16 protein-coding genes are annotated in these 17,079 nt (G+C 44.9%); 7 read left to right on the top strand and 9 right to left on the bottom strand.

Annotated elements, in window-relative coordinates; translation table 11 throughout:
- Positions 1-125 precede the first annotated feature (125 nt).
- The gene (locus tag VA249_RS04270) at positions 126-998 is read right to left on the bottom strand and encodes a Tim44 domain-containing protein (protein WP_211919755.1); all 873 of its coding nucleotides are present in this window, start codon (positions 996-998) and stop codon (positions 126-128) included.
- Positions 999-1,244: 246 nt separating this feature from the next.
- Here VA249_RS04270 and VA249_RS04265 point away from each other — a divergent pair, with 246 nt between their 5' ends.
- The 3 genes from VA249_RS04265 (at position 1,245) to VA249_RS04255 (ending at position 4,789) form a co-directional block, all read left to right on the top strand.
- Complete coding sequence (locus VA249_RS04265) at positions 1,245-1,835, top strand: TetR/AcrR family transcriptional regulator (RefSeq protein WP_221069071.1); 591 nt, start codon at positions 1,245-1,247, stop codon at positions 1,833-1,835.
- A 13-nt stretch (positions 1,836-1,848) separates the two neighbouring features.
- Positions 1,849-3,723, top strand: coding sequence for an MFS transporter (locus VA249_RS04260; protein WP_221069070.1), 1,875 nt, complete (start codon positions 1,849-1,851; stop codon positions 3,721-3,723).
- Positions 3,724-3,883: 160 nt separating this feature from the next.
- Positions 3,884-4,789 carry a YeiH family protein gene (locus VA249_RS04255; protein ID WP_211919972.1) on the top strand — a complete coding sequence of 302 codons (906 nt, stop codon included), beginning with the start codon at positions 3,884-3,886 and terminating at the stop codon, positions 4,787-4,789.
- An 11-nt stretch (positions 4,790-4,800) separates the two neighbouring features.
- Here the strand turns inward: VA249_RS04255 and VA249_RS04250 are convergent, their stop codons facing one another.
- The 7 genes from VA249_RS04250 to VA249_RS04220 form a co-directional block, all read right to left on the bottom strand.
- Positions 4,801-4,989 (bottom strand): hypothetical protein, encoded by a 189-nt coding sequence (locus VA249_RS04250; RefSeq protein WP_128811299.1) that lies wholly within the window; start codon positions 4,987-4,989, stop codon positions 4,801-4,803.
- A 135-nt stretch (positions 4,990-5,124) separates the two neighbouring features.
- Positions 5,125-6,555 (bottom strand): o-succinylbenzoate--CoA ligase, encoded by a 1,431-nt coding sequence (gene menE / locus VA249_RS04245; RefSeq protein WP_221069069.1) that lies wholly within the window; start codon positions 6,553-6,555, stop codon positions 5,125-5,127.
- A complete protein-coding gene (menC, locus tag VA249_RS04240) occupies positions 6,540-7,529 on the bottom strand; it encodes an o-succinylbenzoate synthase (protein WP_221069068.1) in 990 nt (329 codons plus the stop codon). The genes menE and menC overlap by 16 nt, the downstream gene beginning before the upstream one ends.
- A 130-nt stretch (positions 7,530-7,659) precedes the next feature.
- Positions 7,660-8,526, bottom strand: coding sequence for a 1,4-dihydroxy-2-naphthoyl-CoA synthase (gene menB, locus VA249_RS04235; RefSeq protein WP_128811301.1), 867 nt, complete (start codon positions 8,524-8,526; stop codon positions 7,660-7,662).
- Positions 8,519-9,346, bottom strand: a complete 828-nt coding sequence (menH, locus tag VA249_RS04230; RefSeq protein WP_221069067.1) for a 2-succinyl-6-hydroxy-2,4-cyclohexadiene-1-carboxylate synthase — start codon at positions 9,344-9,346, stop codon at positions 8,519-8,521. Before menH ends, menB begins: the two co-directional genes overlap by 8 nt.
- Positions 9,333-11,042, bottom strand: coding sequence for a 2-succinyl-5-enolpyruvyl-6-hydroxy-3-cyclohexene-1-carboxylic-acid synthase (gene menD / locus VA249_RS04225; RefSeq protein WP_221069066.1), 1,710 nt, complete (start codon positions 11,040-11,042; stop codon positions 9,333-9,335). The genes menH and menD overlap by 14 nt, the downstream gene beginning before the upstream one ends.
- Entirely contained in the window at positions 11,039-12,346 is a 1,308-nt protein-coding gene (locus tag VA249_RS04220) for an isochorismate synthase (RefSeq protein ID WP_221069065.1), read from the bottom strand. Before VA249_RS04220 ends, menD begins: the two co-directional genes overlap by 4 nt.
- 217 nt (positions 12,347-12,563) lie before the next feature.
- Here VA249_RS04220 and VA249_RS04215 point away from each other — a divergent pair, with 217 nt between their 5' ends.
- The 3 genes from VA249_RS04215 (at position 12,564) to VA249_RS04205 (ending at position 15,814) form a co-directional block, all read left to right on the top strand.
- Positions 12,564-13,778 carry a pyridoxal phosphate-dependent aminotransferase gene (locus tag VA249_RS04215; protein WP_128811305.1) on the top strand — a complete coding sequence of 405 codons (1,215 nt, stop codon included), beginning with the start codon at positions 12,564-12,566 and terminating at the stop codon, positions 13,776-13,778.
- Between the two features lie 113 nt (positions 13,779-13,891).
- Positions 13,892-14,476 (top strand): 5'-deoxynucleotidase, encoded by a 585-nt coding sequence (gene yfbR, locus VA249_RS04210; RefSeq protein ID WP_221069064.1) that lies wholly within the window; start codon positions 13,892-13,894, stop codon positions 14,474-14,476.
- A gap of 15 nt (positions 14,477-14,491) precedes the next feature.
- Positions 14,492-15,814, top strand: a complete 1,323-nt coding sequence (locus VA249_RS04205) for an anti-phage deoxyguanosine triphosphatase (protein WP_221069063.1) — start codon at positions 14,492-14,494, stop codon at positions 15,812-15,814.
- 82 nt (positions 15,815-15,896) lie between these two features.
- Here the strand turns inward: VA249_RS04205 and VA249_RS04200 are convergent, their stop codons facing one another.
- Positions 15,897-16,514 (bottom strand): tRNA-uridine aminocarboxypropyltransferase, encoded by a 618-nt coding sequence (locus tag VA249_RS04200; RefSeq protein ID WP_221069062.1) that lies wholly within the window; start codon positions 16,512-16,514, stop codon positions 15,897-15,899.
- Between the two features lie 3 nt (positions 16,515-16,517).
- Between VA249_RS04200 and rrtA the strand changes: the two genes are divergently transcribed.
- A complete protein-coding gene (gene rrtA, locus VA249_RS04195) occupies positions 16,518-17,069 on the top strand; it encodes a rhombosortase (protein WP_221069061.1) in 552 nt (183 codons plus the stop codon).
- Positions 17,070-17,079 lie beyond the last annotated feature (10 nt).

Genomic DNA, 17,079 nt, shown 5'->3' with positions numbered 1-17,079 from the left:
TGATAAATGGCTTGAACAAACAATTGAGCAAAAGAGTGTTCAAGAGTTGTTTAGATTAGTACAGATACAAAAAATCCCGCTAGTAAGCGGGATTTTATTAAGACTAAATTGAACGCTGTCGGTGATTAACCTTGAATACCAACAATCAACCATGGCGCATTTGGCACGGTTAGATCTCGTTCTAGGTGCCAGATATCTTCGATTTCTTCTTCGATACCTTCTTGTGCATCACGGTAACGACCACTGAACTGTAAGCTTAATTGTGCTTTGCTCGCATCGTAGTCTGCACGTACGATCTCTGCATCAACATACATCACATCAGTGTGCTGTTCACCATCTAGCTTCGCACGTTCTGCTTTCAAGTCTTCAAACAGGCTTGGAGATACGTATTCTTCGATAGTGTGCAGCTGGTTATGGTTCCATGCACCTTGCAAGATTCGGTAGTGCTCACGAGAGCCATTGATGAATGCTGCTTGGTCAAAACCTGGTGGGTAGTTATGTGGGATATCAGTTTGTGAACCGAAACCACCAAAACCACCCGCATTTGTGTTTGGCTGCTGCTCAAAGTTTTGCATGTTTGGTTGCTCAAACTTAGACGCATTGCCGCCAAATGCAGGTTGCTGACGATGCTGATTCATACTGCCTTGCTTGGCGCCAAGCATACCGCGCATCAGTTTGAAGATAACGAAAGCAATCAAACCGATGATAAGAATATCCATAAATTGGATACCTTCGAACGCACCACCAAAGAATGCGGCCAATAGACCACCAGCAAGAAGACCACCAAGTAAACCACCCATCAAGCCCTTTTTACTTGATGATTTAGCACCTTGTTCTTTACCAATGGTATTTGTGTTTTGTTGCTGCTGTTTAGGAGCAGGCGCAGTTTTGTAACTCTTACCAAACGATTTACCACCACCGAATTTCTTCGCTTCCGCGATCGGCGTAACGGCGACAGTAAACATCAGTAAAGCAACAATCGAAAATAAACGTTTCATCGTTATCCTTAGTGTTGACGATAAGTGTCTCAGCATTCAGCTCACTCATAAAGAATAGATGAACTCATGCTAAAGATGAACATGTTGGCATCATACCCCCGATGGCGGAACAATGAAACAATCCAAATAAGAAGACATGTATCAGAATATTGCCAAAGCCTTACACATCTCACTACCCTAGCTTATTGACGCATATTCCGTAGCTGTCTATCATATTGAACGATGTTCAATAAGTTGTTTTAGATTATGGCGCGCAGAAACGATCACACCAGAGAAGAGCTAATCAGTTTGACCTTAACCACAGTCAAACAGTTTTTAGATGAGCATTCTTACCACGAACTAAGCCTTCGTAAGATAGCCAACTTGATTGGTTATGTACCAAGCACATTAGTCAATATTTTTGGTAACTACAATTTATTGCTTCTGCACGCGGTTGCGCAAACTCTAGATGAGTTACAGCAAGAAGCCGTAAAGGCAACCAAGAATAGTAAAGATGCTCAACAGGCACTCTTCGAGCTTGCCTACTGTTACCATGATTTTGCACAGCAGCACCCCCATCGTTGGCAACTTGTATTCGAACACAATATGAATGGCGCACAACTTCCCGAGTGGCATGCTAAGCGCATTGATGGCATGACAGGCATGCTGGAATCACTGCTTACACAAATTGCGCCTCACCGTTCGGGATCCGAGGTACTGCAGGCAAGTCGTGTATTGTGGTCCGGCGTTCATGGAATAACGTTACTCAGTGTTGATGACAAGTTCTTCTCTAGTGAACCAATAGATGGAAAAGAGCTCATCAACAACCTCCTTTCCAATTACCTGACTAACTGGTAATCGAGGAGCATTCATGTCATCAGACAGCCAGTCGTCCTTATTGCGTCAACGAAAGTTTTTGCCTTACTTCATCACTCAGTTTTTTGGCGCTTTCAATGACAATATCTTCAAGAATGTACTGTTGCTGTTTGTTGCTTTTGCTGGTTCAAGCGCACTACCAATCTCGAGCAACTTATTTATAAACTTAGCGGCCGGACTTTTCATCCTGCCCTTTTTTCTTTTCTCTGCTTCCGCCGGTGTTCTGGCCGACAAATACGAAAAATCATGGTTTATTCGTAAGGTAAAGCTATTTGAAATCGCCATTATGGCCGTCGGTGCGATTGGTTTTATCACTGAAAGCTATAGCATTTTGCTACTTCTGCTCTTCCTTATGGGAACACAATCCGCTTTTTTTGGTCCTGTAAAATACGCACTATTACCGCAACAACTCTCAGACAAAGAATTGGTTCCTGGTAACGCTCTCGTTGAAGCAGGAACATTCATAGCGATTCTGATTGGTACGATTGGTGCGGGTTTCATCGCCTCAGCTGAAAATGCTAAGTATATTGCTGCGTTTAGCGTGGTCATTTTTGCATTACTTGGTTATTTAGCCAGTCGGCATATCCCTTTCGCACCATCTAGTGCGCCAGATATTCAATTTAAATGGCAACCGTATAAACAAACCAAACATACCCTTTCTATTGCGAAATCTGATCGTATCGTTTTCCAATGCATTATGGCCATTAGCTGGTTTTGGTTTTTGGGGGCGGCTTATTTAACTCAGTTTCCAAACTTCACCAAAGTGTATTTAAACGGTACAGAGACGGCCGTATCTTTCCTGCTCGCTCTGTTTTCAGTCGGTATTGCCTTAGGCTCATTGGCCTGCAACTGGTTTTCAAACCACCGTATTGAAATTGGCATTGTTCCGATTGGAGCGTTAGGCATCACGATTTTCGGCTATTTGATGGCGACATCCATCCCAGATGAATTACCAAGATTCCACACGTTATTGGCGTTCATTCGCTACGCTGATCTGTGGCCGCTGTTCTTTTATTTATTGATGATAGGTATATCGGGTGGTTTATTCATTGTTCCTCTCTATGCCCTTATGCAGCATCGAGCCAAAGAAACAGAGCGTGCCCAAGTTATTGCCGGACTGAACATCTTTAATTCTTTGTTCATGGTCGGCAGCGCCATACTGGGAATTATTTGCTTGAGCGTGCTTGAAATGAGCATTCCTCAGCTATTTGCGCTCTTAGCCATATTGAATTTCTTGGTGGCCACCTATATTTTTCTGCAGATCCCGATCTTCGTTGTGCGCTTTGTTGTATGGATGCTGACTCACACTATTTACCGCGTAAAACATAAAAATCTCCATCACTTGCCTGAACATGGCGGTGCGTTATTGGTGTGTAACCACGTGAGTTATATGGATGCACTATTATTAAGCGCCGTGTGCCCACGATTGATTCGCTTTGTCATGGAGGAAGATTATGCCAATTTACCCCCATTACGACGTTTCCTCCGCCGAACCGGAGTTATCCCTATTTCTGCAAATAATCGCACCTCCATTCGCCGTGCTTTTAGCGATGTAGAAACAGCACTCAATGAGGGACATATCGTCTGTATTTTCCCTGAGGGCAAACTCACCTCAGATGGCGAAATGAACGAGTTTATGCGAGGCATCGACATTATTCTTCGTCGTAGCTCAGTGCCTGTTATCCCAATGGCATTAAAAGGCTTATGGGGCAGTTATTTCAGTCGTGCAAAAGGCCGCGCTTGTTCAGGGTTGCCGACACGCTTCTGGTCTAAGTTGGAAATTGAAGCAGGTTCTCCTGTCGCACCAAAAGATGCCACAGCTCAAGCGATGTTTGAAAAAGTGAAAGCTCTAAGGGGCGATTGGCGGTAATCATGAAAGACAGATTCAGTGGTATTGAACATTCGTTTAGTTTTTCTGAACGCAGGTTCAGATCATTAAGACTTTCTGATCATTCGCGTTGCGATATACTCAAACTTTCATCTAACTAACTCGAACTGCCCCTTTGAATATTAAAAATGTCCCTTTTGGGTTGGCACTGCTATTTTGCTTCACCCCTTTTGTGTCTTCTCCTATTGCGCTTGTCATTGGTTTCCTTTTAGCCAGTTTTAGCCTTGTGCCTACAGAGCTTCCTATCGCTTCATTCACGAAGAAGCTGCTGTCTTATTCCATTATTGGCTTAGGGTTCGGTATTCATTTTAAAGAAGCGCTCGCTGTCACCTCTGATGGTATTGGCCTAATCATTGCCACCATTGTCGGCACGCTCGTCATTGGTATGTTGATCGCCAAAACCATCAAGCTTGAGCGAACCACCGCTTACTTAATTGCGTCTGGTACCGCCATTTGTGGTGGCAGTGCGATTGCAGCTGTAGCGCCAGCGATCAAAGCAAAAGACGAACAAATCGGGCTAGCCCTCGCTACCGTATTTGTTCTCAACTCTTTAGCCCTATTTATCTTCCCTGTCATTGGTCATGCACTTGGTCTTGATCAACACACGTTCGGCACTTGGGCGGCAATTGCTATTCATGATACTTCATCAGTGGTGGGGGCGGCCTCAGCCTACGGAGAGGAAGCGCTAACCACAGCGACAACACTAAAATTGGCGCGCGCATTATGGATCATTCCAGTGGCTCTGATCAGCGCAGTCATTTTTTCTCGTGGAAACAAGGATGAGAGTAAAAGTAAGTTAGTTATACCTTACTTCATTTTCTGGTACTGCGCTGCGATTGCGTTCAGCGATTTCTTCCCTCAGTTTGAAGCGATTTATCAAGGTATCTTCGCTATCGCAAAACAAGCGCTTGTGGTGTGTTTATTCTTAATTGGTTGCAGTATTTCAGTATCAAAATTGAAATCTGCCGGGGCGAAACCCCTGATGTTTGGTGTCACCCTGTGGGTACTGATCTCTACGACATCATTAGGATGGTTACTGATTAGCTGATTTGTCTGTCGCTAATTACGGGCCGTTTTTTGAGGCTGAGTTTGATCGTCCTTTCGCACACGTTGGCTTTTATGAACTAACACTAAAGCAATCGCAACGAGAAAGGCGGTCAACTCAGCGAGCGAACGCGTTAATCCCTCACTGCTAACTGCAATACCAATTTGCAAAAACACCGATGCAGCTAACACGAATTTGATCATCCTGAACCTTATGCTTAATTTCCTAATCTTTAAGCATGATTATAATTCAGAGTTATAAGGATAAGAAATTCCGTTTCCAACTAACACATAGCAAAATTGACTATGTTGTTAGCATTTCCTTTTAGATCATTGCGTCTATATCGACTGTTTTAGCTCGCGTTGCAACCATTCTTTCACCGCTTTACGCGATACTTTAATTCCACTTTCCAATAAGGCTTGGGGCATTACGTAGTAGGCTATCGGCCATTTGAACTTTTCAAGATGCGCTCGTAAATGCATCTCGTATTCGTCCTTAGTTGCCATCGTGTCGGTTTGCAGCACCGCTATCGGGCGATGACCAAACTCAGCATCTTCCATCGGCACCACAATACTTTGAGTAACACCATCAATCCTATTCAATACCGCTTCAATCTCTTCACAATGAACGTTCTCACCCCCAGAGATAAACTGGTTATCTGCACGACCAATGATCTTGAGTTCATTGCCTTGCCACTCACCAAGATCTTTACTGTCAAACCAACCATGTTCATCCACTAGCGATGTAAGATCTCCTTGATAAAAGTATCCTTTTGCAAGCGTCTGACCGCCAATATAAATCCTTTCATTGACTAACTTAATGTCACGATTTTTCAAAAGATGTCCCGCATTACTCATACGGTCAATTTGTTTGGCCGTTACGGTAGATGCCGCTTCCGTCATGCCATAACCTAGCCAAGTTTCTATACCCTGCTTAGTCGCGCTTAATGCCAATTCATGGGCAACATGACTACCTCCAAGCAGAACATGCGTAAGAGACAGCTCAACTTTCCCATCTAATAAGCGCTTGAGCTGTGTCGCGACTAAAGATGCGTGAGATGCACCAATGATGTCTTCAGTAAGATTGCCACTTCCAACCTTAAGTGTTGCACCAGCAAACAACCAACGATAGACAATCGCAAGTCCAGAAACGTGGTAAAGCGGCAAGGAGAGCAACCACGTGTTCTGCTGATTAAATCTAAACTCACTCAATAAACCTTGAGCGGAAGCAAGATGCTGCCTGTGCGTATGAGCAACAGCTTTGGGTGTCCCTGTCGAACCAGAAGTGAATACAATAGAGGCGAGTGTATCGTGTTGGTAATCTTCTGCTGAGAAAGTGAGCTCGGTGCTTTCAATCACAGGATAGGAGAGCAAAGTAACATCAAGTTGTGATAGTTGCATCTCTGAATATGCCGTCGCCGCGTTATCAGCAAACCAAACAAAGCGTTGCTGATTTGATTTATACAGAGTGGTTAGCTTACCTTGTAGTGCCTCTATAGGCTGTGACATGGTCAACGCAGCAATCGCGCCGAGTTGCTGACTCGCCAGGTAAAACCAAAGTGTTTCTACTTGGTTTTTGCCCACTAACGTTACCACATCCCCAGCCGTCACACCTTGCAGTTGAAGATAGCGAGTATATCGGTCGACACGAGCCGCCAATTGCTGCCAACTAAATGACTCTGTGGTGGTTTCAAGTGCAATAGAAAAAGGGCTCACTTGAGCCCAATACTTCCATGGTGCACTCGCAATAGTGTCTATGCTGAATGCCACACTAACTCCTGCTCTGATAGAGGAACAATTGGAAGTTCACACTTCGGCCAACCTTGCTCGAGCTGCGCTTTGAATAAGCTTATTGTATCTAATCCTGGGATCTCATCAGGCAACTGCCATTGCGCGAAACGGGCAAGTTGAGTGAGGCCTAGGCTGGATTCAATACTTGAGCTTAAAACGGCTTTCATCCCTAGCGATTTGGCTTTTTCAATGAGCTTAATACAAAAATCAACGGAACCAATTAATGTCGGCTTAATGATGATGGTTTTTACACCTGTCAGATCTTCTAAACTAAAATCTTCACGACGCACAGCATCCTGTAATGTTTCATCCCATGCGATCGCAATGCCAGTATTTATCGCAAACGACAAACTGTCGCCCGGGGAACGGCACGGCTCTTCCAAGAAAGTAATGCGTTGGCGCAGAGACGGGGCAACATATTTGGCAAATTGTTGCGCTTTCTCTGGTGTCCATGCACGATTTGCATCAAGACGTAACGTTAACTGTGGAATAGACTCAAGAAACAGATTTACAAGCATGCCGTCACGAATAGGCTCATAAAGCCCAACTTTTACTTTCGCGACTTTCTCGCCTTCCATTTCATTCAGTTTTGGGATCAACTCATCTGGATCGCCATTACATAATGGCGCCGCTTGATACTGACCTTGCTCAGGTAAGCCACCAGTTAGCTCTAACTGGGCCATCGATAAACCGAATGCAACCGACGGGAACATATGTTTATAGTCGATCGGTAAATGAGCAACCCAACGTTCTGCTTGCTCTTGAAGTTGAACGCCCGCTTCTTGTGTGCTTTCAAGACTGAAACCAACCAAAGGCGCCACTTCACCTCGGCCCAGCTTGTCACCCTCAATCAACTCAATGATGTAACCGACACGCTCAGTTAACTTGTTATCACGCAGTATTACGCCACTATCCATCGGCAAGCAGTAACGATAAATCTTCGCTTTACGCATAATTCGAATCCTATGTAATGCTACATAACCTGAGCACCGCAATGAGAAAAGTCATTAGCTTCCCAGAAGGCGAGGCGCTCAGGACGAATAACGAAACAGAGGAGCTCATGGCTCCTCTCTTTTATACGGGTTATGGGTTACGAGGGAACTTATCGAAGTCTGGGCGACGTTTCTCGTTAAATGCGTTACGGCCCTCTTGGCCTTCATCTGTCATGTAGAACATCATGGTCGCGTTACCCGCAAGTTCTTGCAGGCCAGCTTGACCATCACAGTCGGCGTTCAATGCCGCTTTCAAACAACGCAATGCCATTGGGCTGTGCTGTAGCACTTCACGACACCAACGAACGGTCTCTTTTTCTAGATCCGCTAGCGGAACCACGGTGTTTACTAGGCCCATGTCTACCGCTTCTTGAGCATTGTAGAAGCGACATAAGAACCAGATTTCGCGCGCTTTCTTTTGACCAACGATACGAGCCATATAAGACGCACCCCACCCACCATCGAAAGAGCCAACTTTAGGACCTGTTTGACCAAATTGAGCATTGTCAGCCGCAATCGTTAGGTCACACATCATGTGCAGCACGTGACCGCCACCAACCGCCCAACCTGCAACAGACGCAATCACTGGTTTTGGACAAGTACGAATATCACGTTGGAAATCCAACACATTTAGGTGATGCGTACCTTGATCATCTTTGTAACCGCCGTAATCACCACGGATCTTCTGATCACCGCCAGAACAGAATGCATCTTCACCAAGACCCGTTAGGATGATAACGCCGACACCTGAGTCGTAACGTGCATCTGCAAGTGCATCAATCATTTCTTTTACGGTTTGAGGACGGAATGCATTACGCACCTGTGGACGTGCAATGGTAATTTTTGCAATACCATCTACCGATTTATGGTAGTGAATGTCTTCATATTTTTCGCCGCAATCTTTCCATTGAACTGGAGCGTAAAGTTCTTCTTCAGAAATGCCTACTGTTTTAGCCATGGTGATTCCCATTGTTCTCGTTGCTCTCACTAAAGTGAGAATGAATTATTTGATTTATTTGCATCGCAAACTGCGCAGGTTGCTCTTGATGGGCATTGTGCCCAGCCCCTTCAATTTGTCGATACGCCAATCCGCAGTTTTCGGCCAATTGGCTAAATTTTTTATCTTTCGCACCACATAAGTAATAGAGTGGTACTGCTTGTTTCAGCAATGTTGGCAGCAAATAGGATTGCTTCGATAAAGAGGTCGCAAGCAACATATTCGCAATCGCCGAGCCAAGATTAGCACTTCGTTTTGCCACTAATGTTTGTCTTTGCTCATGGTTTAGTGAAGAAAACACGGGCTGTTGGTACCAATCGTTCAAAACGCACTCAAGTGGCTCAGTTTTAAAGCGCTCAGCCCAATAAGTATCATTTTCCAATCTTGCTTGTTTTTCTGACACAGTTTGCAACCCAAAGTTTCCCCCCTCAATGATCGCCCCTCTCATATTGAGATCTTGGAAACATTGATGGGCAAGGCCATGCATTGCAATTCGTCCCCCCATTGAGTAACCAATCAGAATAAAAGATTGTTGTGAGGGAAATAATAAAGATAGTGTGGATTTGAGCCGTTTGCAGCAATCACTCAGGTCACTGCAATGAACCGATTGGCTTTGTCCATGACCAGGAAGATCAATGGTTACTCGATGATATTGAGAGAGTTCACTTAAACATGCTTGCCAATCTAACCCGCTGCCAAGCAACCCATGCAAAAACACCAAAGTGGGCTGATTGCCACTTTGGTGTTTTTCAGTTGCGGAATAGTATTCAGAATAGAGCATGTAAGTTTTTATTAAATGCCTTTAAATGCTCAGCAGCCTGATTGGCCGGCGTTTGCACTTCTACCAACAGTGCGTTCTGACCGTTTGCTAAGTGTTCATTCACAGCACGTTGGTATTCTTCCAATGAACTTGGCTTTAGATAACTCAAACCAAACTGCTTTGCCGCATGCTCAAATTCATACCCATGTGGCATCTGATAAAATTGCTCACGACGAGACTGGGGAACAGGCAGCAAATCGAATATGGCACCACCATCATTATTCGTCACCACGATGACGGTCGGCAACTTCGTATGTGTAAACAAAGATAAGGAATTCAGGTCGTACAGCGCAGATGTATCACCAATGTAGATCAGCAATGGATTTTGTCGTGCACGTTGCACGCCACTGGCCGTTGCGAATAGACCATCAATACCGGACGCACCTCGATTTGTGAAAACGTCTGTAGCATTAAGCTTGCCAAACATGTCGACAAAGCGAACAAACAAACTGTTGCCCAAGAATAAATCTGTATTTTGAGCGCGTACGTTAATATCGACGGCTAATGCAATTTCGCTTAGTTCTGTTTTAGGATTTGAGATAAACAGTTGATTCGACTGCTCAATAACTCTCTGAATATCTTCCGCTAATTGATCTGCCCAACCAGCATACAGAGACTCAGTGTAAGCCGTATGACTTACCCAACGACAAGGATCTGCCACCCAATGCGTCTGAGGTAAGTGACTCTGGTTGTCACGCTCTGGGCGAGAAGAAATCAGCCAATAATCAACCTGTGAGTGTAAAGAGACTTGTTTCTCAATCCACTGGTTTAAACGCTTAGAGATAATTCGGCTACCGAACTGTACAATCAGATCGCACTCGCCTAATTGCTGCGCAAACACCTCATGCTGAAGCCACAGATCATAGTAGGCCCAATTCGAGCTTACACCACTTTGTGGATCAGCAAATACTGGCCACCCCATTGTTTCAGCAAATGCTGTTGCAGCCTGAGCTTGCTGCAAAGGCAAACTACCAATAACAACCACGCCTTTTTTGTCGCCGTAGCTAGGAAGTTCGCCTACGCCTTGAGACAGAAAACGTTGGCAATATGTCGCTGTACTATTTCGCCAACGAGCAACCGTATCAAGATAAGGCTGATAAGCGTTTTTCTCACCATTTGAATAAAGCGGCTCTGGAAATGCACAATTAATATGCACAGCACTGCCCTTTTGGCGTTGAGTAAACATGACTTCATCAATAGAGGTCAGCAACCAATTCAACGGTGTCGATAACGCCGGACTTGGTAAGTTTAAGCTGTCAGAAACGTGCCCAGAGAAAATGCCCAATTGGTTAATCGCTTGGTTTGCACCACAACCCACCAATTCAACAGGTCGGTCAGCGGTCAACACCACCAGTTTTTCACCCGTTAGCTTCGCCTCTGCAATTGCTGGTAGCAAGTTTGCCACCGCGGTGCCCGATGTCACGATCACTGCAACCGGCTCATCGCTTGCTTTTGCCAAGCCAAGCGCCATAAATCCCAAACCACGCTCATCGAAATGAGTATGAATCGTAAGGTTCGGGTTATCGGCCGCTTCTAAAGTTAGAGGGGTTGAACGAGATCCCGGTGCGATGCAAACATGATTTACCCCACAACGGTTCAATTCCAATAAGATGGTTTCAGACCAAATACGGTTAAGTACCGCTTGATCGACGTTCATGACGCCACCCCTAGCGGTGGGTGTTCTGAAATAAGTGAAAGTAATGTCGACATCTTTTTATCTAACTCAGACCATTCATGCTCTGCAATCGAACCTGGAACAATACCTGCTCCTGCAAATAACTGAACTTGATCCCCTAGGATCAATGCGCTTCGAATGGCGACACAAAATTCAGCGCGTTCATGGCTAATATAGCCCATAGACCCGGCATACCAACCTCGAGCAAACGGCTCATTATCAAGAATAAACTGCATCGACTCTTTACGCGGCAACCCGGCTACGGCCGCTGTGGGCTGCAGAGCAGAAAGCAGTTGAACACCGTTTATTCCAGAGTGTAATTGCGCATGAATATGACGCTTGAGATGCTGCACTTTTCTTAATCGAACTAAACTCGCTTCTTTATCGACTTCAACCGCTTCAGAGTGAGGTTGTAAACGCTCGATGATATCGTCTACGACATATTGATTTTCGTTGAGATTTTTCGAGTCATTCGACAACCAATTTGCCAATTCCATATCTTCTGCAGCGTTGCTACCACGGCCTATGGTGCCCGCAAGCGCTTCGGTATGAAGTTCATGCCCAACTCGGGAGTAAAGTCGCTCAGGCGTCGAGCCCATAAAGCTGTGCTTGCTGTCTAAGCTAAACAAAAAATGGAAGCTATGGTGATTATTTAAATAGCTGGCTTTTAATAACTGAGCAGCACTGAGTTCTGTGTCTAAATGAACAGAAGACTTACGTGCCAAGACCACTTTCTTGAAGTCATCGTTTTTAATCCCAGTCAGCACCTTATCAACTAGTTCATGCCACTGAGATTCCGATGGCGAATGTTCGATAGATAAAATGTGCGACGAAACGGGCGCTAGGCTTTGTACATCACAAACCAGTTTCTGCAAACCAGCTAATGTACGAGTTTTATCGTCTGAAATGTTAACGGCAAGAGACCATTGCTGATCAAAGCGTATCAATTCTATTTGTGGCAGAAAAAAGAACGACGGCATGCAACGGCGATTTTTTTCATGTTGGCCATCAAATGAACGACCACCCCAAACTCGCTGCCCCTCACCCAGAATGGTGTAAGCAGGCCCAGGTTCTACGAATGTATGGAGTTGCCCAAGAGCAACAACTTCTTCACGAGTATCACGGGACTGCCAGTAAAACTTGGGAAAAAGTGGTTGTGCCTCTAGCCAATCAATAAATGCGAAATTTGGTTTCACACTTAGAGGTTCGACTAGACGTGTTTGATTGCCTTCCGCTTGCTGAACTCGCTCGATAATTCTCTTTACGGCTTGATGGAACTGTGACAAATCAACCTCGAAATACGTGAGGATAAGGAATAACTGACGGCTACTCTAAGTTTAGACCCAAAGCAAATCAAGGTGGTATGCGATCTTTTGCAAAATCCTGTGATTGAAGCCGAACAAAAATTAGCCAGCAACAGGATAATTTACAGATATTTATTCTAATAAATATCAAATTACTGTATTTTAATAAAGAAATTAACGATTTTTTAGGAATTACGCAATGCAAAATATCGGGATGTCGTCAAAACTCGACAATGTATGCTACGACATTAGGGGGCCTGTACTCAAACATGCTAAGCGCATGGAAGAAGAAGGGCATAAAATCCTAAAACTAAATATCGGCAATCCTGCCCCATTTGGTTTTGATGCCCCAGACGAGATCCTGGTTGATGTCATCCGTAACCTACCAACGTCTCAAGGTTACTGTGATTCCAAAGGCATTTACTCTGCACGTAAAGCCGTTGTACAGCACTACCAACGTAAAGGCATTCGTTCACTGGATGTCGAAGACGTGTATGTGGGCAATGGCGTTTCTGAACTGATCGTCATGGCAATGCAAGCGTTACTGAATAACGGTGACGAAATGCTGATCCCATCGCCAGATTACCCATTGTGGACGGCGTCTGTCGCATTGTCTGGTGGCACACCTGTGCACTATATGTGTGATGAAGGTGCGGACTGGTACCCAGATCTAGACGACATTAAAAAGAAGATCACTCCAAAAACACGCGGTATTGTTCTGATCAACCCAAACAACCCAACGGGTGCGGTCTACAATCGTGATTTCCTACTTGAAGTGATTGAAATCGCCCGTCAGCACAACCTGATCATTTTTGCCGACGAAATCTACGACAAAGTGCTTTACGATGGTGCGACACACACATCCGTTGCAACATTGACTGATGATGTTTTGGTGATGACATTTAATGGCCTGTCTAAAGCGTACCGCGTTTGTGGTTTCCGTGGCGGTTGGATGTTCCTAACAGGGCCAAAGCACCTCGCTCAAGGCTACATCAGTGGTTTAGAGTTGCTTTCCTCTATGCGCTTATGTGCCAACGTACCGATGCAGCACGCCATTCAAACGGCACTAGGCGGATACCAAAGCATCAACGAGTTGATCTTACCGGGCGGCCGCTTACTTGAACAGCGCAACCGTGCATGGGAGTTGATCAACCAAGTACCTGGCGTTTCTTGTGTAAAACCAAAAGGCGCAATGTACCTGTTCCCAAAAATTGATACTAAGATGTACAACATCAAGAACGACCAACAGATGGTGCTCGACTTTTTGAAACAAGAAAAAGTGCTTCTTGTGCAAGGTTCGGGATTCAACTGGCCTAAGCCTGACCATTTCCGTATCGTGACGCTGCCACACGTAGAAGACCTTGAAACGGCAATTGGACGTTTTGAGCGATTCCTATCGACGTACAGCCAGTAGTAATTACTGCTGATCTCTCATATGCTTAGAGGAGCTCCCAGTGAGCTCCTTTTTCATATCTAATATCCACATCTCAACATAGAGCTGAATATGTGGGTAGACAGGAGAGAGCAATGAAAGAAAGCCATTTTTTTGCCCATTTGGCACGCATGAAGCTGATCCAACGCTGGCCTTTGATGCGTTCAGTCTCGCCAGAAAACGTGTCTGAGCACAGCCTGCAAGTCGCCTTTGTTGCTCACGCCCTCGCTCTCATTAAAAACAAGAAATTTGGCGGAACCCTAAACCCAGAGCGTATTGCTATTCTTGCGATGTATCATGACTCAAGTGAAGTATTAACGGGGGATTTGCCGACACCGGTCAAATACTACAACCCAGAAATTGCAAAAGAATATAAGAAGATAGAAGCTGCAGCGGAGCAAAAACTGCTCTCGATGTTGCCGGAAGAGTTTCAAGATGATTTTGCACCTTACCTCCTCTCTCATTCCGCCCATGAAGAAGACGCTAAGATCGTCAAACAAGCCGACTCCATTTGTGCCTACTTAAAATGTTTAGAAGAACTCAGTGCAGGCAACCACGAGTTTGCTCTGGCAAAAAAACGTCTCGACATCACGTTACAAGAAAGAAAAACCCCTGAAATGAAATATTTCCTCCATACCTTTGCGCCCAGCTTTGAGTTATCTTTAGATGAAATCAGCTAGTTAACGGAGAGTCCCGTGTCATTTGATTTACCAAGCCAGTGGCAAGAACGCCATGATGATGAGCATAAAATTCGTCGTGATGACCACCGTAGCCCGTATCAACGAGATCGCGCACGGATCCTACACTCCGCGGCTTTTCGACGCTTACAAGCAAAAACCCAAGTTCATGGCAACAGCTTAGAGGACTTTCATCGTACTCGCCTGACCCACTCGTTAGAAGCGGCACAGCTCGGAACCGGCATTGTTGCACAGTTAAAGAAGAAACAGCCTGAGTTTCGAGATTTACTGCCATCTGACAGCTTAATAGATTCCTTGTGTCTCGCTCACGACATTGGGCACCCACCGTATGGACATGGCGGCGAAGTGGCGCTGAATTACATGATGCGAGATCACGGCGGCTTTGAGGGCAATGCGCAAACCTTTCGTATTGTGACCAAATTGGAGCCATATACCGAACACTTCGGAATGAACTTGTCGCGCCGAACCTTACTTGGTCTCATCAAGTACCCTGCACTACTCAGCCAGACGCGTTCAGAGCGTTTACCGAACCCGGTTGAACATCAACGCAAACTCAAAGCAAAAGACTGGAGCCCTGCAAAAGGCATTTACGATTGTGACAAAGATCTGTTTGATTGGGTCATTGCCCCATTAACGGATGAAGATAAAGCGTTACTGAGCCAAATGCGTTGCAGACCAAGCTCAGATTTAGAGCACAGTAAAACACGTTTTAAATCGCTCGACTGCTCCATCATGGAGTTGGCCGATGACATTGCTTATGGCGTGCATGATTTAGAAGATGCCATCGTTCTGGGCATGGTGACTCGTCAGCAATGGCAAGAGGGAGCGGCAAGCAAACTGGCAGATTGCGGTGACCCGTGGTTCGAAACTCACATTGGCTCCATTGGCCAGATGCTATTTAGTGGCAAACACCATGAACGCAAAGATGCGATTGGCGGTATCGTTAACGCCCTGCTCACCAGTATCTCGATTAAAGTCGTTGATGAGCCTTTCCGTAATCCATTACTTTCATGGAACGCTTGTTTAGAGCCACAAATGGCAAAAGCACTTGAAGTGCTCAAGCACTTCGTTAGTAAGTATGTAATTCAAGTGCATCAAGTTCAGATTGTTGAGTACAAGGGGCAACAGATCATCATGGATTTGTTTGAAGCGCTAAGTGCAGACCCAGAGCGCCTGCTGCCACAGCACACATGTTCATTATGGCAACAAGCAAAGTGCGAGAGTGCAAAAATGCGTGTTATCGCGGACTATATCTCTGCAATGACCGATGGCCATGCCCAAAAACTTCATCGCCAGTTGTTCTCTTCCATTGTGTTATAAACAATGTTTTATAAACAACGCGTTGTAAACCGTGTGTTGTAAATCAAGCGTTCAACAATAAGCTATTTACGTTTGCAATAAACTACTCACCTTTCAGATAGTTCTTCTCAAATACGCCCGGAGGCATCTGGGCGATTTGAAACTCAATCATTTTTTCAAAAGCATTCAAAAGCGGTGAAAAATCTTTGTTTGGCTCAAGCAAGCTTAAAGCGTAGTAACCCGCCTCTACTGTCGACAAGCTGTTTTCAGATGGTGCTTTACGAATCGTATAATGGCCTTGAAGATCTTCAGGTAGCTTGACCGTTGGTATGCCGTGTAAATTAGTCGAAAGCTGCCACATTTTGTAGGCTTTCTTCCACGTACCATCAAGCAAGATAAGACGCATTTTTTTTTGTCCTGTCACGCTACTATTGGCAAGTTCAGACAGACAAAGCGAAGATTCCGACGGGTACAGAATAAAGTGTTGATAGTGGTCATCGGCAAGATATTCATTGAGCAATGCATCATTAGAAAAATCCTCACCAATTAGACAAGTACAACAATTTAAACTCAAATTGAGAATCCGTGCCGTACCCAGAGGACGATGTTCTTCACTCGTATGCTGAAGAATGATAAGTTCAACCTCGTTTCCTAGCGGTACAACCCATTGGCAAATACAAGCTTTGCGTGATTTTCCACATTGAGAACAATAACGAGACATAGTGTGAACCTTTATACATTGCTGAGCATCATCAGCATTATCTGTTTAATACTTCAATTCGAACCGATGGCAAGCCTTGCCGAATGGCACGCTTACAATATACGCCACGGTGAATGGTGGCGAATCGTAACAGGAAATCTCACCCATACCAACTTTGCTCACCTCGGGATGAACATTGCTGCATTATGGATCATTGGTTTTATTTTTCGTCCTACCATGCGCAACTTTCTCGTTGTCTTTATATTGCTGTGTACTTTTGTTGGAACGATAAATCTATTTACCAGCCTGTCTATTTATGTCGGTCTATCCGGTGTATTGCATGGACTTTTTGGCTTTTGGGCACTAAGAGAAGTTTTCGAGGGTAGAAGAAGCAGTTTACTGTTAGTGGGTGGCCTTATTGCGAAAATTGCTTGGGAGCAGATCTATGGCCCCTCAGTAAGCACTACAGTAATGATTGGCGCAAAAGTTGCCATTGACGCCCATTTGATTGGCGCGATTGGAGGCTTAACAATGGTGTGCATAGAAAAAGGCTTAAAGCGTCGTGTTTTTGGCTAATCATTCGCAA

The organism is Vibrio alfacsensis (assembly GCF_019670485.1).
Taxonomy (GTDB): domain Bacteria; phylum Pseudomonadota; class Gammaproteobacteria; order Enterobacterales; family Vibrionaceae; genus Vibrio; species Vibrio alfacsensis.
Note: the sequence above shows the minus strand (reverse complement) of the source record. Positions and strands in the feature narration are given on the sequence as shown.